Genomic DNA, 21,516 nt, shown 5'->3' on the forward strand with positions numbered 1-21,516 from the left:
AAAGGGGACAGTCATGAGGGAACAGAACAGGCGCTTTGCCTGGCCATTGGCAGCCGGCGCGGTACTGGCGCTGGGGCTTGGCGTGTGGGCTGACAGCGTGCAAGCCGCTGCCGCCGACGAATACTCCACCGAATCGGCCAAGGCCAGCCAAAGCCTGCTGATCGATGCCACACACGCCGGCAAGCGTCTGGTGGTGGTGGGCGATCGCGGTCATATCCTGTTCTCCGACGACCAGGGCAGCACCTGGACCCAGGCGCGGGTGCCCACCCGGCAACTGCTGACCGCAGTGTTCTTCCTCGACGACAAGCGCGGCTGGGCCGTCGGCCATGATGCGCTGGTCCTTGCCAGCAGCGATGGTGGTGCCACCTGGAGCAAGCAGTTCGAAGACCTGTCCCGCGAAGCACCCTTGCTCGATGTCGCCTTCCTCGATGCCCGGCACGGCTTTGCCGTGGGTGCCTACGGCGCCTTGCTGGAAACCACCGATGGTGGTCAGCACTGGCAGGACGTGGCCGAGCGCCTGGACAACCCCGACCAGTTGCACCTGAACGGTATCGCCCAGGTGCGCGATGCTGGCCTGTTCATCGTCGGCGAGCAGGGCGGCATGTTCCGCTCCGCCGACAACGGCCAGACCTGGGCCAAGGTCGAGGGCCCGTACGAGGGGTCGCTGTTCGGCGTGATCGGTACTGCCCGGCCGCACACCCTGCTGGCCTACGGCCTGCGCGGCAACCTGTTCCGTTCCACCGATTTTGGTAACAGCTGGCAGCCGATCGAACTCAAGGCCGCACGTGGCACCCTCGAATTCGGCCTGGCAGGCGCTACGCTTGTCGAGGACGGTAGCCTGGTGCTGGTCGGCAATGGCGGCAGCGTGCTGCGCAGTGCCGATGATGGCCAGACCTTCAGTGTCTACAACCGCGCCGACCGCATCGCCCTGGCCGGCGTCAGTGGCCGGGCCGATGGCGGCCTGCTGCTGGTAGGGCAGGGTGGCGTGCACCTGGCTGACCCGCAGGGTGCTGACCAGGAGGTGCGTCCATGACCAGCAGGGAGAGCATCACCATGCACCCGCATCACCAGGACAAGGCCACGCTGCTCGAACGCCTGATCTTCAACAATCGCCCCGTGGTCATCGCCCTGTGCGTACTGGTCAGCATCTTCCTGTTCTGGCAGGCCACGCAGATCCGCCCGTCCACCAGCTTCGAGAAGATGATCCCGCTGCAGCACCCGTTCATCGAGCAGATGATGGAGCACCGCAACGACCTGGCCAACCTCGGCAACACCGTGCGCATCTCGGTGGAGGCGGTGAATGGCGACATCTTCGACAAGGATTACATGGAGACCCTGCGGCAGATCCATGACGAAGTGTTCTACATCCCTGGCGTCGACCGTGCCGGGCTGAAGTCGCTGTGGAGCCCCAGCGTGCGCTGGAGCGAGGTCACCGAAGAAGGCTTTTCCGGTGGCGAGGTGATCCCCAACACCTACAACGGCTCGCAGGACAGCCTCGACACCTTGCGCGACAACGTGCTCAAGTCGGGCCAGGTGGGGCGCCTGGTGGGCAACAACTTCAAGTCCAGCATCGTCGATGTGCCGCTGCTGGAGAGCTACCCCGACCCGCAGGACCCGGGCAAGCAGGTGAAGCTGGACTACCAGCAGTTCTCGCACCAGCTGGAAGAAAAGATCCGTGACAAGTTCCAGGCGCAGAACCCCAACGTGAAGGTCCACATCGTCGGTTTCGCCAAGAAGGTCGGCGACCTGATCGACGGCCTGGTGATGGTGGCGATGTTCTTCGGTGTCGCCCTGGCCATCACCTGGGTGCTGTTGTACTGGTTCACCTGGTGCATCCGCAGCACCATCGCCGTGCTCATCACCACCCTGGTGGCGGTGGTCTGGCAACTGGGCCTGATGCATGCGGTGGGCTTTGGCCTGGACCCGTACTCGATGCTGGTGCCGTTCCTGATCTTTGCCATCGGCATTTCCCACGGGGTGCAAAAGATCAACGGTATCGCCCTGCAGTCGAGTGGCGCCGACAACGCCCTGACCGCCGCCCGGCGCACCTTCAGGCAGCTGTTCCTGCCGGGGATGATCGCCATTCTTGCCGACGCCGTGGGCTTCATCACCCTGCTGATCATCGACATCGGGGTGATCCGTGAGCTGGCCATCGGAGCTTCCATCGGTGTGGCGGTGATCGTGTTCACCAACCTCATCCTGCTGCCGGTAGCCATCTCCTATGTCGGCATCAGCAAGAAGGCCGTAGAGCGCAGCAAGCAGGACGCCACCCGCGAGCACCCGTTCTGGCGCCTGTTGTCGAACTTTGCCAGTGCCAAGGTGGCGCCGGTGTCGGTGGCTCTGGCGCTGGTCGCCTTCGCCGGTGGCCTGTGGTACAGCCAGAACCTGAAGATCGGCGACCTCGACCAGGGTGCGCCGGAACTGCGCCCCGACTCGCGCTACAACCAGGACAACAACTTCATCATCAGCAACTACTCGACCAGTTCCGACGTGCTGGTGATCATGGTCAAGACCCCGCCGGAAAGCTGCTCGATCCACTCGACCATGGCGCCGATCGACGAGCTGATGTGGACCATGCAGAACACCCCTGGCGTGCAGTCGGCAATTTCCCTGGTGACCGTGTCCAAGCAGGTGATCAAGGGCATGAACGAGGGCAGCCTGAAATGGGAAACCCTGTCGCGCAATCCGGACATCCTCAACAACTCCATCGCCCGTGCCGATGGCCTGTACAACGGCGACTGCTCGCTGGCGCCGGTACTGGTGTTCCTCAACGACCACAAGGCCGAAACCCTGGAGCGGGTCACTGCCGTGGCCAAGGCGTTTGCCGACAGCCACAACAAGGAAGGCCTGCAGTTCCTGCTGGCAGCGGGCAACGCCGGGATCGAGGCAGCGACCAACGAGGTGATCAAGTCGGCCGAGCTGACCATTCTGATCCTGGTGTACATCTGTGTGGCGGTGATGTGCCTGATTACCTTCCGCTCGTTTGCCGCCACCCTGTGCATCGTCCTGCCGCTGGTGCTGACCTCGGTGCTGGGTAACGCGCTGATGGCCTACATGGGCATCGGCGTCAAGGTGGCGACCTTGCCAGTGGTGGCGCTGGGTGTGGGCATTGGCGTGGATTACGGCATCTACATCTACAGCCGGCTGGAAAGCTTCCTGCGCGCCGGGTTGCCGTTGCAGGAGGCTTATTACGAGACCCTGCGCTCGACTGGCAAGGCGGTGCTGTTCACCGGCTTGTGCCTGGCCATCGGCGTGTGCACCTGGATCTTCTCGGCAATCAAGTTCCAGGCGGACATGGGGCTGATGCTGACCTTCATGCTGCTGTGGAACATGTTTGGCGCGCTGTGGCTGCTGCCGGCGTTGGCGCGGTTCCTGATCAAGCCGGAGAAGATGGCGGGCAAGGAGGGCGGGTCGATTTTCGCCCATTGAATTGCAGGGGGGCCGCTTTGCGGCCCATCGCGACACAAGGCCGCTCCTACAGGGAACGCGTATTCGCAGATTGACGCGCTCCCTGTAGGAGCGGCCTTGTGTCGCGATGGGCTGCAAAGCAGCCCCAGGGTTATAATGCCGCTACATCCCTCACAGGTACCCCCATGTCCCCCCTCGCCACCGCCCTGCAGTCCTGCGACATGCTCCTGATCGACGGCCTGCACGCCTTCGACTTCACCTCCGATGAGTCCGGCCTCACCATCGAATGCATGGACGGCCGCCAGCTCCGCCGCTGGTCGTTCACCCCCGAGCAAATCACCGCCGCTATCGCCAGCGGTGATGAATGGCAGCTCGACGATGCCAACGGCGCGCATCGGCTAGTCTGTATGAGTGCCTTTCGCGCCCCGGATGATGACGAAGATGAACCGGACCTGGACGAGCCTGCTGACCGCTAGCCTGATGAGCCTGACCATCCCCGCCCACGCCGCCACCTTGCTGGTGGGCAGTTACACCGATGGCGCCAGCCAGGGCATCTACCGCTATCAGTTCGACGAAAAGACCGGCCATATCGACCCTGCCCCCCAGCAGGTGGTGAAGAGTGTCAGCCCTTCGTGGCTGGTATTGTCGGCCGATCAACGCCAGCTATTCGCGGTCAACGAAACCCCGAACGGCCATGCCAGCAGTTTCAGCGTCAGTGCAAAAGGCGAGATCAAGCTCCTCAACCAGGTGGCCAGCCAAGGTGATGAGCCGACCCACGCCAGCCTCAGCCAGGACCAGCGTTATCTGTTCGTGGCCAACTACGCGGTCAAGCCCGACCCCGGCGGCAGCCTGGTGGTTGTCCCGGTGGCCAAGGACGGCAAGCTCAAGCCGGTAGTGCAACAGGCTCGCCACAAGGCGAGCGGGGTCAACCCCGAGCGCCAGGCCGGCGCCCATGTGCATTCGCTGGTGCTGTCACCGGATGGCCAACACCTGTATGCCAGCGATCTGGGTGCCGACAAGGTGTTCATCTACCGTTACGATGGTGCCAGCGCAGACCACCCACTGACACCGGCAATACCCGCGTCGGTGGGCCTGCCGCCGGGCAGCGGGCCGCGCCATCTGTTGTTCGACGCCAGGGGCCGGCATGCCTACCTGACCCTGGAGATGAGTGCCGAAGTGGTGATGTTCGATGTGCAGGAGGGCAACCTGGTCGAACGCCAGCGCCTGCCCCTGACCGAGAGCAAGGAAGCCGCGGCGAAAGCGGCAGGTGGCTTGCACCTGTCGGCAGACGGTCGCTTCCTGTATGTGAGCAACCGTGGTACGGCCAACGAGATCGTGGCATTCAGCGTGGGCAAGCAGGACGGCCAACTGGCACTCCTGCAGCGCCGTTCGGTGGAGGGGGATCATCCCCGCGAGTTCGCCCTCGACCCGAGTGACAACTTCCTGCTGGTGGCCAACCAGAAGAGCAACCAGATCGTGGTGATACGCCGCGATCCGCGCAGCGGCAAGCTGTTGGAGACGGTGCAGACGCTGAAGCAGGATGCACCGTCGGACCTGAAGTTCATCGAGTGATATCGATCGGCGTGATAATCGATACTGCCGCAATGAATTTTTGCCTGCGGCTTCGGCGGCGTAAGTTTGACCCAAGGCCCAGAAGGGCCAACGTCAAACCACCGCCGTCGAGGTCAGCCCAGATGAACTTCAATCTCTTCCCGGTCATTGCTGCATCCGCCATTTCCGCTTCGGTCGTATTGCCGACGCATGCCCATGCCGACAGCAGCGGCAAGGCGTCTGCGACCCACAGCTACACCGAGCAGTACCTGCGCCAGAGCGCCAATTTTCATGCGGCATTGAGTGGTAAGCACCACCATTGAACCTGACTCGGTCCCCTGTAGGAGCGGCCTTGTGTCGCGATAGGGCCGCAGAGCGGCCCCGGCAATTTCTGCTGTGACGCAAAAACCTGGGGCCGCTGCGCGCCCCTATCGCGACACAAGGCCGCTCCTACAAGGGATCGCGCGAAGCTACCTGGCCATGACTGCCCTGAACAGCTCCGAAGCCAACCACCCCTCCAGCCAGCTCCGCACCCGCGGATAAGCCGCCTCGGCGAACCACTGCGGTTCGACCCCGGCAAACTGGCGCATCAGGGGCAGCAACGCGGCATCGGCAATGCTCGGGTGTGTGGCCAGCAAGTAGGGCCTGCCTGCCAGCAGGCCTTCGAGCTCCGCCAGCCACGCTTCGGCCTGCTGGCGGTAATGCTCGCGGGTATGCTCGGGGTAGCGTTCGGCATACTTGTACAGGTTGACCTGCGCCTTGAACGTGCTGTCGTTGCGCGCAATCAGTGTTTCAGCATGCTGCGCTGCCACAGGGGCGGCCTTTAGCTGCCAGTCCTGCGGGTCGTTTTGCGCCAGCGCCCAGCGCATGATGTCCAGGCTTTCTTCAAGCACCCCGGCACCGGTATCCAGTACCGGCACCGTGCCCTTGGGTGACAAGGCCAGCAGTTCTGCCGGCTTGTTTTTCATCGCCACCTCGCGAATCTCCACCTCGCACCCCGCATAGCGCAGGGCCAGGCGCGCGCGCATGGCCCAAGGGCAGCGGCGGAACGAGTAGAGGATCACCCGCACACCTCCACATCACTCAGGCCATTGCCTTGGCGGCGCACCTGGATCTGCACCGGGATGCGTTCGTGCATTTCCTGCACGTGGGAAATCACCGCGACCTTGCGGCCCTGGGCCTGCAAGCCGTCGAGGGCATCCATGGCCAGCTGCAGCGACTCGGGGTCGAGGCTGCCGAAGCCTTCGTCGATGAACAGCGATTCGATGCGCAGCGTGCTGGAGGCCATCGAGGCCAGGCCCAAGGCCAGGGCCAGCGACACCAGGAAGGTTTCCCCGCCAGACAGCGAGTGCACCGAACGCAGTTCGTCACCCATCTCGGTGTCCAGCACCAGCAGGCCGAGGGCGCTGCCGCCGCGCTTGAGGCGGTAGCGGCGGGCCAGCTGGCGCAGTTGGGTGTTGGCGTGGTGCAACAGCAGGTCGAGGTTGTAGCCCTGGGCGATCTTGCGGAACACATCACCCGAGGCCGAACCGATCAGGGCATTCAGGCGAGCCCAGCGTTGCCACTGCTGGTGGGCCTGTTCGATTTCCGCTGCCAGCGCCTGGTGCGCCTGTTGGCGACGCTGGTCATCGGCCTGCTGTGCACGCAGTTCGGCGCATTGCTGCTCATGCCCGGCCAGGCGCTCGCGCAATTCGGCAAGGGCCTGTTCCAAGGCATCGGCCGAGGTGTCCACGGTCATTTGCGCGGCATGTTGCTGCAGGCGTTGTTCACGTTCCTGCAACAGCACGCGGCCTTGTTCGATGGCCTTTTCGGCGCCTTGCAGACGCTGGCGCAGTTCGTTGACCTGCGTGTCCTCCATGGCCAGCAGGCGATCCAGGCCGGCGTCGTCCAGTTCCGGGTGCTCACCGCGCCACTGGGCGATCTGGCCCTGCAGCTGCTGACACTCGGCGGCCAGCGCTTGCTGCTGCTGGGTGTTGGCCTTGAGTTCGCTGGCCAGTTGCACGCCCTGGGTGCGCAGGTCTTGCAGGCGCTGGGCAGTGTCGGCGTCGAGGGCGCGGGCCTGCTCCAGCGCGGCGTCCATGTGCTGTTGCCAGGCCTCGGCGCTGGCGTGCTCGCCAAGCAGTCCGCCGAGCGAAGCCTGGGCCTGCTGGCGCTGCTCGTCGAGGGCGGCAAGTTTCTGCTGCAGCTGCTGTTGGGTCTGCACGCGCGCCTGCTGCTGGTCGCGCAGCTTGTCCAGCTGGGCCTGGCGGGCTTGCTGTTCTTCCTGCTCGTCCTTGCGCTGTTCCAGTTGCTGCAGGCGTTGGGCGATCTGCTGGTCCAGGGCGAGGAAGGCATTGGCCGGGTCGTCGTTCAAGGCTTTGAGGGCCTCTTCGGGCAACACGTCGGCCAGGTCGTCAAGGCCTTGCTGCAACTGCTGCTCGTCGCTGGCCAGGGCCTGGTGCTGTTGCTCCAGGTGGCGCTGGGCCTGCTGCTGGGCCTGTTGGGCGGCCTGCAGTTGCTGGTTGAGACGGGCTGCATCCTTTTGCAGGGCGAGCAGGGCGCTCTGGCGTTTCTCGTCCTTGCTGATTTCTTCTTCCAGGCGCTGCAGCTGGCTGTCGAGCCAGGCACTGCGGGCCTTGTCATCCTGCGGCGCCAAGGCTGGCCACAAGCTGTGCGCCTGCACCTGGGCCACCAGCGGTTGCAACTGTTCGCCCAGTTGCTGTTGTTGCTGCTGGTAATCCTTGAGCTGGGCGTTGACCACTCCCAGCTGGGTGCGCAGTTCCACCAGCTTGCCGTTGAGGGTTTCGACCTGCTTCTGCGCGGCGTCTTCCTCGGCCTGGTCATGGCGACCCAGGCTTTGCAGCAGCGCTTCAGGCTGGTGGAACGGGTGCTCGGCGCTGCCGCATACCGGGCATGGCTCACCGTCGCGCAATTGGCCGCGCAATTCTTCGACGCTGGTGTTACGTGCCAGGCGCTGGCGCTCCAGCAACTGGCGGGTGAGGTTGAGCGCTTGCTCGGCGGCTTCCAGCTCGGCCTTGGCGGCGGTGCCTTCGCCAATCAGCTGCTGGCGCTGCTGCATGGCCTGCTGCTGACGCACGCGCACGGCCTCCAGCTGCTGGCGCAGTTCCAGTTCACGGCCATGCAGGCGTGACAGTTCTTCCACGGCGCGTTGCTGCTTGCGGTTGTCCTGCAACATGCCACCCAGCAGGTCGATCTGTTCTGCCAAGGCCTGGGGTTCGGCCTTGGCTTCGCGGAACAGCAGCTCGAATGCATCGCGCTCGGCCTGCAAGTGTGCATTGGCCTGGCTGGCCTGGGCCTGCAGGCCGGGCAGCTCCTCACGGCCCTTGGCCAGGCGGCCACCGATCAGCATCACTTGCTTCAGTTGTGGCAGGTAGGCGTGCCAGGCATTGGCCAGGCCCGCAAGGTGCTGGCTGTCGGCGAGCGCGGCGTCGATCTGCGCCAGTTGCTGCAGGCTGCGCTGCTGGTTGTCTTCCAGTTGCTGCAAGTGCTGCTGGCCTTCGGCTACCTGCAGCTCGGCCTGCTCACTGGCGCTGCGCTGTGTTGCCAGCTCCTGCTCCAGGCGGGCCAGGTTGTCCTGGGCGGCAAAGGCCTGGCGCAGGCGAGGGGCGTTCTCGCTGTGTTGCACCTGGCTATCGGCAAGCGCCTGGCGCGCAGCGTCCAGCGCCTGTTCGAGCTCGCCGGTGCGCACTTGCAGTTCGGCTTGCTGCTGCTGTTGCTCGCTGATCTTCGCTGCCACCGGCGCCAGTTGTGCGGCCAGTGTCTGCTGGCGGTGGAACTGGTGGCGCTGCGGGGCCAGGCGCTCCAGGCGCACGAGGTCCAGGCGCTGGTCAGCCAGTTGCTGCCAGTCTTGTTCGGCAGCCTGCAGTGCGACGCCGGCCTCGGCGTGCTGGGCCTGCAGCTGGCGCTGCTCGTTCAGCCAGTTGCGTTGCTGTTCCAGCTGGCGCTCGCCGGCCTGGTCGGCCTTGAATTGCAGTTGCGCCTGCTCCAGGCGCTGGTCGAGCTCGGCGCGGGCTTCGGCGGCCATCGGCAGCAGATGGCTGGCACGGTCCTTCAGGGCATTGTGGGCCTCGCCGGCTTCGCGCGCCTTGCTGAAGGCGCGCTGGCCCAGGCGGGTGTAGATGGCGGTGTTGGTGAGCTTTTCCAGCAGCTCGCTGCGCTCTTTGTCGTCGGCCTTGAGGAAGGCGCCAAATTCGCTCTGGGCCAGCATCACCGCGCGGGTGAACTGTTCGAAGTTCAGGCCCAGGCGGGCTTCGACCAGTTGCTTGTATTCGTTCTTGCCGCTGCCCAGTACCTGCTCGCTGTCCAGGTCGTAGAAACTCTGGCGGCTGTGCTGCAGCTTGCCGTTGGCCTTGTCGCGGGCGCGGTTGGCTTCCCAGCGGGCGCGGTAGCGGCGGCCATCGATGCCGACGAAATCGACTTCGGCAAAGCCGCTGCCGGTACCGCGGCGCAGCAGATTGCGTGGGTCGGAGGTAGGGATTTCACCGTCGGCATCCGGCACCTTGGCCTCGCGGCCAATGTCGTTCAGCCGTGGCACGGTGCCAAACAACGCCAGGCACAGGGCGTCGAGCAGGGTACTTTTGCCCGCCCCCGTAGGCCCGGTGATGGCGAACAGGCCGGCGCTGGCCAGCGGTTCGGCGGTGAAATCGATGTCGACCGGGCCGGCCAGGGAGGCCAGGTTCTTCAGGCGGATGGCAAGAATCTTCATGGCTGTTCCTCTTCCTGCTGCACGTCCTGCAGCAGCAGGGCGAAGTCGGCCAGCGCCTGTTCGTCGGCGGGGTTGCCATAGGCCTGCTCCCAGGCGCGGCTGAACAGGTCTTGCGGGGTCATCTGGGCCAGTTCGACAAAGGCCAGGTCATCGTCTTCGGTGTTGTTGCGGCCGGCGTATTCGGCGCTGATGCGGATCAAGCGCACGGCCTTGCCTTGCAGTGCGGTTTCGATCTGCTGGCGCAGGTCGGGTTGCGGCTCGTCCAGTATCACCCGCACCTCCAGCCAGGGCTGGCGGTTGGGGTCTTCGAGCAGGTCGATCACTGGCAGGTCGGCCAACTGCTCCAGCAGTTCGCCCAGTGGTGCCGGGCCGACCCGCTGCAGGGCCACGGCGCGCGGCACCGGGCGCGGTTCGACGCTGACCAGGCCGGTGCCGTCCAGCTCCACTTCCAGTACCTGGTGCGGGTAGTTGATTTCGGCGAACGACAGCGGGATCGGCGAGCCGCTGTAGCGGATGCGTTCTTCGCGGTTGACCTTCTGCGGCTTGTGCAGATGGCCCAGGGCGACGTAGCTGATGGCCTTGTCGAACAGCTTGGCCGGTAGCGCCTCGGCGTTGCCGATGATCAGGCTGCGCTCGGAGTCCTCCGACACTGCGCCACCGGCCATGTGCGCGTGGCTGATGGCGATCAGCGCCTGGTCCTTCTTGCGCTTCTTTTGCGCGGCGGCGATCAGCTGCTGGTGCACCTGGGTGATGCCTTGCAGGTAATCGTCGCCCAATTGCGGGCCAGTCACCTCGGCCGGGCGCAGGAAGGGCAGGGCCAGGCACCAGGCGGCGACCTTGCCCCGGCCGTTGGTCAGCGGAATCAGCAGGCGCTCGGCATCCAGCTGGCCCTCGTCCAGCCAGTGCACACGGCCCAGGGCATGGGTGCGCAGACGCCGCATCAGCGCCGCGGGCAGCTCGATGCGCGAGCCGGAGTCGTGGTTGCCGGCGATCATCACAATGTCCAGCTTCGGCTGTTGTTCGTGGGCCTGGACGATGAAGTCGTAGAGACGTTCCTGGGCTTTGACCGGCGGGTTGACCGTGTCGAAGATATCGCCGGCGATCAGCAGCGCATCCGGCTGGCGCAGGCGCAGCTGGCCGAGCAGCCAGTCGAGGAAGCAGGCGTGTTCGAAGTCGCGTTCCTGGCCGTGCAGGCTTTGGCCCAGGTGCCAGTCGGAGGTATGAAACAGACGCATGGATGACCTGTTGGTGTCGAGTCGAGCAAGCGGAGAAAGGGCGGTATGGTAACCCAAGCATGGGGCCGCTGTGCGGCCCAATCGCCGGCAAGCCAGCTCCCACAGGTTCTGCACTGTCCTTGAGCTTTGTGCAGTACCTTTGGGAGCTGGCTTGCCGGCGCTGAGGCCGGTCGACTTTCCCTCAATACCAGGTAATATCACCGGTATGCCGGGGTGCCTGGCACCGGCTGCGCCGGTGTTCGCGGGTGAACCCGCTCCCACAGGTACTGCGCAAGGTTCTCGGCGTACGCGGTCATTGTGGGAGCGGGTTTACCCGCGAAGAGGCCTGCACAGGCAGCACATCACTTGGGATAGAGCGGCGGCAAGCTGCCGTTCTCCCCGGCTGGCAACAACACCTGCTCAGCCGGCGGAATCGTACCAATCGCCCGCCACAAATCTTCACCCTGCCAGTACTGCCCGCTCTCGCTATACAGCGCCCCGTTCAACCCATCCAGTGCATCCGACAACGGCACGAACCGCGCCGCCATCTCGGCCAGGGTCTCCGGCTGCTGGCGGGCCCAGGCGTCCAGCGCCTGGCGGGTGGCCTGCGGGTCGTTGGCCTGGCACGCGCGCTTGAGATCATCCAGCAAGGTACGCGGGCTCGGCCCGGCCTGCGCGGCGCGCAGCACCGCTGGCTGCGAGCGGGCGCGCCACCACAGGGCAAAGCCCAGCAACGTGGTGAGGGCGAACACCAGGGTGGCCAGCTGCCAGGGCCACAGCAAGCTGCTGGCACTGCTGTTGTCACCAACCGGGGTGTCGGCGCTCAGTGCCGGGTTGTCCTGCACGTTCAGCGTGCGCGCCGGCAAGCTGCTGTGCTCCAGGTGGTCTTCGCGGGTGTTCCACCAGGCCACTTCCAGCGCCGGCAGGGCCAGCGTACCGCTGTGGGTCGGCACCAGGGCTTCGCGCTCTTCGCGGTTGGCGGTCATGCCGCGGTCGCTGATTTCGTTGCGCAGCAACGGCTGGTCGGGATAGCGGCGCAGGCCGGTGATTTCGGTGGCTGGCAGCGGCGGCAGTTGGGTGCTGGACAAGCCTTCGGCACGCAAGGTGATGTTGCGGGTCAGCGAGTCGCCAATCTGCACCTGCTGGTTGCCAGGGTCGGGGTTCCAGTGCTCTTCCAGAGTCAGGCTGCGGGCCGGTAGCCATGGCACGCCAGCAGGCCAGGCCGCCGGAATCGGCCGTACGGCCAGGCGCAATGGCAGCGAGCTGACCTGCACCTGGTGGCCGGCCCGGGCCGTGCCGTTGGCTTGTGGGGCTTGGTCCGGGCTGGCGGCGGCGGTGGCGGTGAAGGTCAGTGGCGGGATTTCGAGGGTGCCGCTTTGCTGGGCATACACGGCATAGCGGGTTTCGATCACGCCGTGGCGGACGCCGTTGATTTCCTTTTCATAGGTGCGCGATTCACCCAGCGGTTCGACTTTGGCCTTCTCCAGTTGAAGCGGGCTGAGGCTGCTGTCGTCGTACAGTGCCACCGAATGGTAGATGCGCAGGGTGAGCACGGCCTGGGCCTGGACGTAGACCTCGCTGCTGTCGAGCGTGGCTTCGATGAACACCTGCGAGGCACTGTCCTGGCGGCTGGCATCGGCCTGCAGCACTTGCAGTTCGATGGCCTGGCTGTGCGACTGGCCCAGTTGCAGTTCGGGGATGCGCAGGCTGCCGCTGCGCCGCGGCAGCAGGGTGATGATCCAGCGGGTGCTGGCGCGGGTTTCGCCGTCGAGGCTGTGCAGGCTGTTCAGCTGGCGCGTGCCGCGCACTTCGAAGTCACCCTCCAGCGCGCGCAGGTCGGGCTTGCCGAACTGGGTGACGTCCTGGCTTTCCAGGGTCAGCTCCAGGCTTTCGCCGGCTTCCAGGCGGGTACGGTCGACGCTGGCTCGCAGCAACGGTTCGGCCTGGGCCTGCACGGCCCACAGCAGACTGAGGAGAAAGACGCCGAAGCGACTCATCGTGGGGTTTCCTGATGCAATTGCTGTTCATACCAGAATTTGCGCCGCAGCAGCTCCGCCGGGTTGTCGGGGATCTCCCGCAGCCATTGTTCCAGGGCCTGGCGCTGTTCGGCATCGAGGCTGGTCGATACCGGGCGCTGCGGCGGCTGGATGACGCTGTCATCCGCGCCCGCCTGGTTGCCGGGCGCTACCTGGCTGTTGCTGCTGCCTTCGCCGGGCTGTTCGGCGCTGGCTTGTTCGTCGTTGCCGGGCGTGCCCTGGGCCGGGCTGCTGGCCGAGCTGCTGTTGCCTTCGGTTTCGCTGCCGGGCGTGCCTTGGGCATCGCTGCTGGCCGGTTGTTCCTCGGCCTTGGCTTCGCGCTGTTGCAGCAGTTGCTGCACCAGTGCCTGGTTGTCCAGCGCCACTTGCAGGTCGGGCTGGCGTTCAAGGGCTTGTTCGTAAGCGTCCAGGGCCGCTTCCAGTTCACCGCTGCGGGCCAGGGCATTGCCTCGATTGTAGTGGGCGGCGGCGGTGTCGCCTTGGGAAAAGGCTTCGGCGGCACCGGCATAGTCGCCCGCCTGGTACAGGGCCATGCCGCGCCATTGCGGATCCTGGAACTGCCGCGCGGCGCTGGCCGGGCGGTTTTGCTCCAGCAAGCGCTGGCCCTGCTGGTCGGGGCGCAACCACAGGTCGTTGAACTCGAAGGCCTGGCTGGGTTGGGGCAGGGCCAGCAGCAGCGGCAGGCAGAACAACCAGCCGCGCCGGCCGGCACAGGCGGCCAGCAGCAACAGCGGCAGCAGCAGCCAGTAACCCTGGTCGGCCCAGCTGTCCAGTTGCAGGGTCTGGCCGTCATTGCGCCCGGCGCGCGGGTTGTCGAACAGGCCCAGGCCACGCAGGTCGAGGTCGTCGATGCGGGCATGCCGGTAGCGCCCGCCGGTGCCGCTGATGAAGCCCTTGAGGCTGGCGCTGTCCAGGCGTGGCAACAGGATGCCGCCCTGGTCGTCCTTGAGGTATTCGCCATTGGCCTGGCGTACCGGTGCGCCTTCGCGGCTGCCGATGCCCAGCATCAGCAGGCTCGGGCCCTGGCGGCCGAGGGCCTGGGCGATGCCTTGGCGCTCCGGGGCGCTGAGCGACGAGCCGACCAGCAGCAGGCGGCCCTGGCCCAGGCCGCTCTGGGCCAGCAGGGCCAGGCCTTTTTGCACGGCCAGGTCGGCGCGCTGGCCGGGTTTGGGCATGATCGACGGGTCGATCGCCTCGAGCAGGTTGCGGCTGGTGGCCAGGTCATCGGACAGTGGCACCAGGGTGTGCGCGGAGCCAGCGTAGACCACCAGCGCGGTCTGGCTGTCGCGGCGGTGCTCCAGCAGGTCGAGGATTTTGCGCCGTGCCTGCTCCAGGCGGTTGGGCGGGCTGTCTTCGGCGAGCATCTGCGGGGTCAGTTCCAGCAGGATCACCAGTGGGTCGGCCGGGCGCTGGCGGCTTTCCTCGACGCGCTGCCAGCTGGGCCCGAGCAAGGCCAGGATCACCAGCGTCCAGGCCAGGCCCAGCGCTACCCACGGCAGCTTGCTGGTGCTGCCGCTGCCACCGCCGAGCAGCACGCCATGGAACGCCGGTGGCAGAATCATCTGCCAGCGCCCGGCGCGCTTGCGCCGGTGCCACAGTTTGTACAGCAGCCAACCGAGCAGGGGCACGGCCAGCAGCCACAGCGGGCGCAACCATTCGGGCCACAGTTGGATCATCGCCGCCTCCTCAGGCGCAGGCGCTTCAGGCGCTGGCGCCATTCCGGGTGCGGTTGCAGGAAGCGCGGCTTGCGCAGCAGGCGGTGCAGCAGGTTGTCGGGCCATTGCACGGCCAGCACCAGTAGCACGCTCAGCAGCAGGGCCAGGGCCAAGGGCCAGGCATACAGCGCCTTGGCGGTGCGTGCCTGGGTCGGTTGCTGGGCCACCGGTTCGAGTTGGTCGAGGGTGTCGCCAATGGCGTCCAGTTCGGCGCCGTCATGGGCGCGGAAGTAGCTGCCGTGGGTGATGTCGGCAACTTCCTTGAGAGACGCTTCGTCCAGGTCCAGGCTCGGGTTCAGGCCGAGCAGGCCAGGGGTGCCGCTGGCTTCGGGGTTGGCGCCGATGCCGATGGTATAGATACGCACGCCTTCCTGGGCGGCCAGGCGGGCGGCAGTCAGCGGGTGGATCTGCCCGCCGTTATTGGCGCCGTCGGTGATCAGCACCAGCACCCGGCTTTGTGCCGGGCGTTGGCGCAGGCGCTTGACCGCCAGGCCAATGGCGTCGCCGATGGCGGTGTTCTTGCCGGCGATGCCGATCTGCGCCTCGTCGAGGAAGGTGCGCACGGTGCGCCGGTCGAAGGTGAGCGGGGCCTGCAGGTAGGCCTGGCTGCCGAACAGGATCAGGCCCACGCGGTCGCCCTCGCGGTCCTGCAGGAAGTCGCCGAGCAGCGCCTTGACCAGGTCGAGGCGGCTGATCTCTTCGTTCTGCCATTGCATGTCGGGGAAGTCCATCGACCCGGACACATCCACCGCCACCAGCAGGTCGCGGCCGCTGGCAGCTACCGGCACCGGCTCGCCCAGCCATTGCGGGCGGGCGGCGGCGCACAGCAGCAACAGCCAGATGACGACAAAGGGCGCCTGTTGGCGCCAGGTCGGCAGGTTGAGCCGCGCGCGGCGCCCGGCCAGGCTTTCCAGCTCGTCGAGGAAGCCCACCTTGAGCACCGGTTCGCCGCTGTCGGCGGCCGGTAGCACCAGGCGCGCCAGCCACGGCAGCGGCAACAGGACGAACACCCACGGCCAGGCCAGTTCAAACATGCTTGCGAATCCAGGTTTCGACGGCCTGGCTGAGCCCGGCGATGGCCTTGTCGTCGAGCTTGCACTCGGGTTTGTAGGCGCCTTCGACCAGTACCATCCAGCGGGTCAGGCCGGCGGCCGGGCAGCGGTTGTCGAGAAACGCCAGCCACTGGCGGCCGTTGAGGGTATGGCTGTTGGCGCCCGGGTAGTGGCTGCGGCACAGGCGCTTGAGCAGGGCGTTGATCTGTTGCAGCCATGCCCCGGCCGGGGCGCCGTCATAGGGGCGCGGCAGGCGCGCCAGTTCGGCCAGCGCTTCCACGCGTACCGGGTCCAAGGGTTGTTCGGCACGCACGATGCGGCGTTTGCCCGGGCGCCAGCGGCGCACCCGCCACAGGCCCCAGGCCAGCAGCGGCAGCACGGCCAGCAGCAGCCACCAGCCAGGTGCCGGTGGCCACAGGCCGATCGGCGCGGGGGCGATCAGCGGCTGCAGTTGGTCAAGCGGGTTCATTGGCCGCTGCTCTTCATGACGCGCTCCGCGGCCGCTGGGCATTCAGGTATTCGCGCAGTTGCTCGATCATTTCGCTTTGGGTACTCAGGGGCATCAACAGCACACGCAGCTTTTGCGCCATCAGTTCCCAGCGCTCGATACGCGCTTCGGCCTGCTGGCGGTAGGCCTGGCGCAGGTTGGCGTCCAGGGTGTCGAGCTCCAGCTGTGCGCTACGCTGGGCGAAGCGCAGCAGGCCGGCGGCGGGCAGGGCGTGGTCGAGCGGGTCTGACACCGGCATCAGCAGCAGGTCGCAATGGCGCGAGAGCATGGCCAGGTGCTGCTCCACCTGGGCGGTGAGCGAGCGCTCATCGCAGATCACGATGGCCAGGCTGCCGGGGCGCAGCACTTCGCGGGCGCGGCGCAGGGCCAGGCCGAGGCTGTCGGCACCGGGGCTGGCCTCGGTGTGCAGCGCCTGGTTGACCTTGGCCAGGCGGTTGAGCAGTTGCAGCAGGCTCTGCTTGCTGCGCCGGGGCTTGATTTCGTGGTGCTCGTTGTCGCCGAACACCAACCCGCCGATGCGGTCGTTATGGCCCAGTGCGGCCCAGCCGAACAGCGCTGCGGCCTGGGCGGCCAGCACCGACTTGAACATCAGCCCCGAGCCGAAGAACAGCCGTTGGCTCTGCTCGACGAGGATGAAGATGGGGCGTTCGCGCTCTTCATGGAACAGCTTGGTGTGCGGCTCCTGGGTCCGCGCGGTGACTCGCCAGTCGATGTTGCGTACATCGTCGCCGGCCTGGTACACGCGCACCTGGTCGAAGTCCACACCGCGCCCGCGCAATTTGGAGTGATGCAGGCCCACCAGCGGGCTGCGCTGGCCGGGCCGGGAAAACAGCTGGATTTCGCGCACGCGGTGGCGCATGTCGATCAGCTCGGCAAGGCCGATGCGGATGCCGGGTTCGGCCAGCGACGCGGTGGGCATGGGCTCAGGCAACGGCGACGACGTCGAGGATGCGCTGGACCACGCGGTCCTGGTCGATCCCTGCCGCCTCGGCCTCGAAGGAGAGGATTATGCGGTGACGCAGCACGTCGAACAGCACCGCCTGGATGTCTTCGGGGCTGACGAAATCGCGCCCGGCCAGCCAGGCGTGGGCACGCGCGCAGCGGTCCAGCGAAATGGACCCACGCGGGCTGGCGCCGTAGGCGATCCAGTCGGCCAGTTCGCTATCGAACTTGGCCGGGGTGCGGGTGGCCATCACCAGCTGCACCAGGTATTCCTCCACCGCGTCGGCCATGTACAGGCCGAGGATTTCCTTGCGGGCAGCGAAGATCGCCTGCTGGCTGACCCGGCGCTCGGGCTTGGTCTCGCCGCCCAGGGCTTCACCACGGGCCTGCAGCAGGATGCGCCGCTCTACCGCAGCGTCGGGGAAGCCGATTTTCACGTGCATCAGGAAGCGGTCGAGCTGGGCTTCGGGCAGCGGGTAGGTGCCTTCCTGCTCGATCGGGTTCTGCGTTGCCATCACCAGGAACAGCGGCGACAGGTCGTAGGTGCTGCGGCCCACGCTGACCTGGCGTTCGGCCATGGCTTCGAGCAGGGCGGACTGTACCTTGGCCGGGGCACGGTTGATTTCGTCGGCCAGCACCAGGTTGTGGAAGATCGGCCCCTGCTGGAACACGAAGCTGCCGGTTTCCGGGCGGTAGATTTCGGTACCGGTGATGTCGGCCGGGAGCAGGTCGGGGGTGAACTGGATGCGATGGAACTGCGCCTCGATGCCTTCGGCGAGCTCTTTGATGGCCTTGGTCTTGGCCAGGCCCGGCGCGCCTTCGACCAGCATGTGGCCGTCGGCCAGGAGCACGATCAACAGCCGCTCGACCAGTTTCTCCTGGCCGAGGATCTGGGAAGAAAGAAAGGTGCGCAGCGCGATCAGCGCTTCACGGTGTTCCATCGGTGACGGTTCCTGGTATGGGGCCGCAGGCGGCTGGAAGCAGCTGCCCTGGCAAGGGGTGATACTTTAATCCATCCGGGGGGGTGGCGACCAATGGCGGCAGGGAAATTTATCCTTGCCAGGGGCCATGCAGGTCCGGAATTGTCCTGCATGTGGCTGGCCATTGGCTGATAGCCCGCAGCGGTGTGCTGGCGCCTGCTTGTGCTTTTTGCACAAGCAGGAGGCACCAAGATGGACCTGAACAGCTGTAGCACTGCACGCATCACGCCGCTCACCCTGCGTTTTGGCGTGTTCTTCGATGGCACCGGTAACAACCATCACAATGTGATGGCGGTGGATGCACCGGCGGGCAAGGGGGCGAGTTATGCCAATGCCTTGAGCAATGTGGCCCTGTTGCATGCGCTATACCCGGCGCAGGGGGCCAATGCTGACGGGACCATGGCGTTTCTGAAGCGCTATGTCGAGGGCGTGGGCACCCTGGCGGGGGAGGCGGACCATGCCTATGCCTCGGCCACCGGGTGCGGAAGCAGGGGGACCGAGGCGCGGGTCGAGGAGGCCTTGGCGGGGATTGCCGGGCAGCTGCGGGACTGGCTTCGGGCGCACCCACAGGCAAGGCTCGAGCGGGTCGAGTTCGACCTGTTCGGTTTCAGCCGGGGCGCGGCGGCGGTGCGGCATCTGGCCAACCTCTTGCACGATGGCGGCGGCGAACGCTTGGCTGCACCCTGCGGCATCGTGATCAACTTCATCGGCCTGTTCGACACAGTGGCGGCGATCATCGCGCCGCTGCAGGGTGACTTCGATCCCGCCGACGACCGCCATGGTGGCTTGCGCCTGGGCCTGGGCGCGGGCATTGCCCGGCAAATGGTGCAACTGGTGGCGGGTGACGAGCAGCGGCACAACTTCCCGCTGGTGCGCAGTGGCCATGACATCCTGTTGCCGGGCGTGCATTCGAACATTGGCGGTGGTTACCCGGATACCGCGCAGGAGCAGGTGCTGCTGTGCAAACCGCAGTCACAGCGGGTGCCGCAGGGTATGCGCGCCGAGAAGACTCGCGTGCATGCCAGCGTCAGTGCCTTGCTGGGGTCGGCATTCGGCGAACTGGGGGCGCCCAGGCCGCAGGTGCTGGTCTGGGAGGAGCCGATTCCCGGTGGCCTGCCGAGCGAGGCGCAGAAGCAGGTTTATGCGGCGGTGTATCGCGAGCGGGAAGTAGCGGGGCAGCTTTCCCGGGTTTACCTGAGCATCATGCGCGAGTTGGCGGTGCGGGCGGGTGTGCCGTTTGCGCCTTTGGGCGGGCAGGCTGAGCATCGGTTGCCGGAGGAGTTGCTGGGCATCAGCCGCAAGTTGCACGGATTTGCTTTGGGTGAATGCGAAGAGCCTGGGTTGACCGAGGATGAGCTGTGTTTGTTGCGCGACAGGTATGTGCATGCGTCGGCGAACTGGAATGCGTTGAAGGGGTTGCGTAACAGTGTGCTGGATGTGTTGTTCGTCAATCGGCCGAGGGCAGGGGGGCGGGTGATGCATGCCAATCCAGTCGCTTGAGCCGCCTGTGGGAGGGGGTTTGCATGGCACCAGCTGCGCCGGTGTTCGCGGGTCAACCCGCTCCCACAGGACCTGCGTCAATTGCCGAGAACGGCGTCCAGCAGGCCCTTCAGGTAGGCGCTGCCTTGCGCATCCAGCGGCTGCAGGGGCAGGCGTGGAGCGCCGACATCCTGGCCGAGCATCTGCAAACCGGCCTTGATGGTGGTGGGCAGGCCGCGCCGGGTGATGTACTCCAACAGTTCGTACTGGCGGTAGAACAGCGCGCGGGCTTCAGCCAGGTCGCCTTGCTGGACCGCATCCCACAGCGCCAGGTTCAGCGTCGGGATCAGGTTGGGCGCGGCGGTGCACCAGCCGGTGGCACCGGCCACCAGGGCTTCCAGGGTGAGCGGGTTGCAACCGTTGTAGAAGGCCACCTGGCCATCGGTGGCCTTGAACAGGCGGTGCATGCGCTGGATGTCGCCGGTGCTTTCCTTGACCATGGTCACATTGTGCACTTCGCCGAGGATGCGCAGGATCAGCTCCACCGACAGGTCGGTGCCGCTGGTGCCCGGGTTGTTGTAGAGCATGATCGGAATGTCGATGGCCGTACCCACCGCCTTGTAGTGGGCAACCACTTCGGCTTCGGTGAGCTTCCAGTAGGAGATGGGCAGTACCATCACCGCCGTGGCACCGCATGCCTGTGCCAGGCGGGCGCGTTGCACGGTGCGCGCGGTGGTCAGGTCGGAGACGCTGACCACGCTGGGCACGCGGCCGGCAATGCGCGCTTGGCTGAAGCGCACCACGGTTTCCCATTCGCTGTCGGACAGGTAGGCGCCTTCGCCGGTGCTGCCCAGCGGTGCGATGGCGTGCACGCCGTCGGCGATCAGGCGGTCGATGGACAGGCCCAGGGCATCCAGGTCGAGCGTGCCGTCTGCCATGAAGGGAGTGATGGTGTAACCGATAACGCCGCGAATTACAGGTGTAGACATAACCAGGCACCTCTGCCGTTGTTGGGGAAAGCGTACAGCTTCAGTCAGCCCAGGCAGTCGCCATGGGCACGCAAGGCACGGCGCGCGTAGTAGCTGAACGCGGCACCATGACGTTTGGGGGTGGAGATCCAGTCGTGGGCTTCCTTGCCCAGGGCATCCGGGATGGGGCGGATGTCACCGGCACCCATGGCCAGCAGCTGCATCTTTGCTGCGCGCTCGAACAGCATGGCAAGGACGCAGGCTTCCTCGATCGAGCGACCGGCGATCAGCAAGCCGTGGTGGGAAAGCAGGATCGCGCGCTTGTCGCCGATCGCCCTGGAGATGATTTCACCCTCTTCGTTGCCCACCGGTACGCCGGGCCATTCCTTTAGAAACGCGCAGTCGTCGAACAGCGGGCACAAGTCCATGTGCGAGATGGCCAGTGGCACTTCCAGCATCGACAGGGCGGCGCTGTGCAGTGGGTGGGTGTGGATGATGCAATTGACGTCGGGGCGTGCGCGGTACAGCCAGCTATGGAAGCGGTTGGCCGGGTTGGCCATGCCGCGGCCTTGCAGCACGGTGAGGTCTTCGTCGACCACCAGCAGGTTGGAAGCGGCGATCTCGTCGAAGCCCAGGCCAAGTTGTTGCGTGTAGTAGGTGCCAGGCTGCTCGGCGCGGGCGGTGATCTGCCCGGCCAGGCCGGAGTCGTGGCCACCGTCGAACAGGATGCGGCAGGTGAGGGCGAGTTTCTGTCGAGGGGTGTAGGTGTTGTCGGCCAGCGCCGTCAGCATCTGCTGCTGGGCGAGTTTGACCAGTTGGTCCTTGGGGGTCTGCATGGTGGTCGTCATGGGCGGTACCTGCACGGAAAGGGCGATGGTTGGCTGATCGGCGAGGAACACCGTCAGGACACAGCTGCGATATTAATGACACAAAGTGTCATATGCAAGCGATGTGTCAT

17 protein-coding genes are annotated in these 21,516 nt (G+C 66.0%); 6 read left to right on the plus strand and 11 right to left on the minus strand.

The features are described from left to right. The first annotated feature begins 13 nt into the window (after positions 1-13). The 5 genes from RIN61_RS19415 (at position 14) to RIN61_RS19435 (ending at position 5,282) form a co-directional block, all read left to right on the plus strand. Positions 14-1,033, plus strand: coding sequence for a WD40/YVTN/BNR-like repeat-containing protein (locus RIN61_RS19415; RefSeq protein WP_112252073.1), 1,020 nt, complete (start codon positions 14-16; stop codon positions 1,031-1,033). Positions 1,034-1,053: 20 nt separating this feature from the next. Beyond that, positions 1,054-3,429 carry an efflux RND transporter permease subunit gene (locus RIN61_RS19420; RefSeq protein WP_207880020.1) on the plus strand — a complete coding sequence of 792 codons (2,376 nt, stop codon included), beginning with the start codon at positions 1,054-1,056 and terminating at the stop codon, positions 3,427-3,429. A gap of 164 nt (positions 3,430-3,593) precedes the next feature. Continuing rightward, the gene (locus RIN61_RS19425) at positions 3,594-3,884 is read left to right on the plus strand and encodes a DUF5629 family protein (RefSeq protein WP_112252074.1); all 291 of its coding nucleotides are present in this window, start codon (positions 3,594-3,596) and stop codon (positions 3,882-3,884) included. Then, positions 3,850-4,980 (plus strand): lactonase family protein, encoded by a 1,131-nt coding sequence (locus tag RIN61_RS19430; protein WP_252192186.1) that lies wholly within the window; start codon positions 3,850-3,852, stop codon positions 4,978-4,980. Before RIN61_RS19425 ends, RIN61_RS19430 begins: the two co-directional genes overlap by 35 nt. A 122-nt stretch (positions 4,981-5,102) precedes the next feature. Further along, positions 5,103-5,282 (plus strand): hypothetical protein, encoded by a 180-nt coding sequence (locus RIN61_RS19435; RefSeq protein WP_063913828.1) that lies wholly within the window; start codon positions 5,103-5,105, stop codon positions 5,280-5,282. Between the two features lie 147 nt (positions 5,283-5,429). Here the strand turns inward: RIN61_RS19435 and RIN61_RS19440 are convergent, their stop codons facing one another. The 9 genes from RIN61_RS19440 to RIN61_RS19480 all read right to left on the minus strand — a co-directional run bounded on the left by RIN61_RS19440 (position 5,430) and on the right by RIN61_RS19480 (position 18,072). After that, positions 5,430-6,023, minus strand: a complete 594-nt coding sequence (locus tag RIN61_RS19440; protein ID WP_313853470.1) for a glutathione S-transferase — start codon at positions 6,021-6,023, stop codon at positions 5,430-5,432. Next, positions 6,020-9,664 carry an SbcC/MukB-like Walker B domain-containing protein gene (locus tag RIN61_RS19445; protein ID WP_112252077.1) on the minus strand — a complete coding sequence of 1,215 codons (3,645 nt, stop codon included), beginning with the start codon at positions 9,662-9,664 and terminating at the stop codon, positions 6,020-6,022. Before RIN61_RS19445 ends, RIN61_RS19440 begins: the two co-directional genes overlap by 4 nt. Beyond that, a complete protein-coding gene (locus RIN61_RS19450; protein ID WP_112252078.1) occupies positions 9,661-10,899 on the minus strand; it encodes an exonuclease SbcCD subunit D C-terminal domain-containing protein in 1,239 nt (412 codons plus the stop codon). Before RIN61_RS19450 ends, RIN61_RS19445 begins: the two co-directional genes overlap by 4 nt. A 341-nt stretch (positions 10,900-11,240) precedes the next feature. Then, complete coding sequence (locus RIN61_RS19455) at positions 11,241-12,875, minus strand: BatD family protein (protein WP_112252079.1); 1,635 nt, start codon at positions 12,873-12,875, stop codon at positions 11,241-11,243. Then, positions 12,872-14,590, minus strand: a complete 1,719-nt coding sequence (locus RIN61_RS19460; protein ID WP_252378820.1) for a vWA domain-containing protein — start codon at positions 14,588-14,590, stop codon at positions 12,872-12,874. Before RIN61_RS19460 ends, RIN61_RS19455 begins: the two co-directional genes overlap by 4 nt. After that, positions 14,587-15,663 carry a vWA domain-containing protein gene (locus tag RIN61_RS19465; RefSeq protein ID WP_112252081.1) on the minus strand — a complete coding sequence of 359 codons (1,077 nt, stop codon included), beginning with the start codon at positions 15,661-15,663 and terminating at the stop codon, positions 14,587-14,589. The genes RIN61_RS19460 and RIN61_RS19465 overlap by 4 nt, the downstream gene beginning before the upstream one ends. Then, positions 15,656-16,150 (minus strand): DUF4381 domain-containing protein, encoded by a 495-nt coding sequence (locus tag RIN61_RS19470; protein ID WP_085625249.1) that lies wholly within the window; start codon positions 16,148-16,150, stop codon positions 15,656-15,658. Before RIN61_RS19470 ends, RIN61_RS19465 begins: the two co-directional genes overlap by 8 nt. A 13-nt stretch (positions 16,151-16,163) precedes the next feature. Next, a complete protein-coding gene (locus tag RIN61_RS19475; RefSeq protein ID WP_025338269.1) occupies positions 16,164-17,108 on the minus strand; it encodes a DUF58 domain-containing protein in 945 nt (314 codons plus the stop codon). Positions 17,109-17,112: 4 nt separating this feature from the next. Next, positions 17,113-18,072 (minus strand): AAA family ATPase, encoded by a 960-nt coding sequence (locus tag RIN61_RS19480; protein WP_112252082.1) that lies wholly within the window; start codon positions 18,070-18,072, stop codon positions 17,113-17,115. 231 nt (positions 18,073-18,303) lie between these two features. Between RIN61_RS19480 and RIN61_RS19485 the strand changes: the two genes are divergently transcribed. Further along, positions 18,304-19,611, plus strand: coding sequence for a T6SS phospholipase effector Tle1-like catalytic domain-containing protein (locus RIN61_RS19485; RefSeq protein WP_313853479.1), 1,308 nt, complete (start codon positions 18,304-18,306; stop codon positions 19,609-19,611). A 77-nt stretch (positions 19,612-19,688) separates the two neighbouring features. On the opposite strand, the gene RIN61_RS19490 is transcribed toward RIN61_RS19485, so the two are convergent. Then, the gene (locus RIN61_RS19490; protein ID WP_112252084.1) at positions 19,689-20,579 is read right to left on the minus strand and encodes a dihydrodipicolinate synthase family protein; all 891 of its coding nucleotides are present in this window, start codon (positions 20,577-20,579) and stop codon (positions 19,689-19,691) included. Positions 20,580-20,623: 44 nt separating this feature from the next. Next, positions 20,624-21,406 carry an aldolase gene (locus tag RIN61_RS19495; protein ID WP_047932985.1) on the minus strand — a complete coding sequence of 261 codons (783 nt, stop codon included), beginning with the start codon at positions 21,404-21,406 and terminating at the stop codon, positions 20,624-20,626. Positions 21,407-21,516: the final 110 nt, after the last annotated feature.

It is taken from the genome of Pseudomonas inefficax, from assembly GCF_032164165.1.
Classification (GTDB): domain Bacteria; phylum Pseudomonadota; class Gammaproteobacteria; order Pseudomonadales; family Pseudomonadaceae; genus Aquipseudomonas; species Aquipseudomonas inefficax.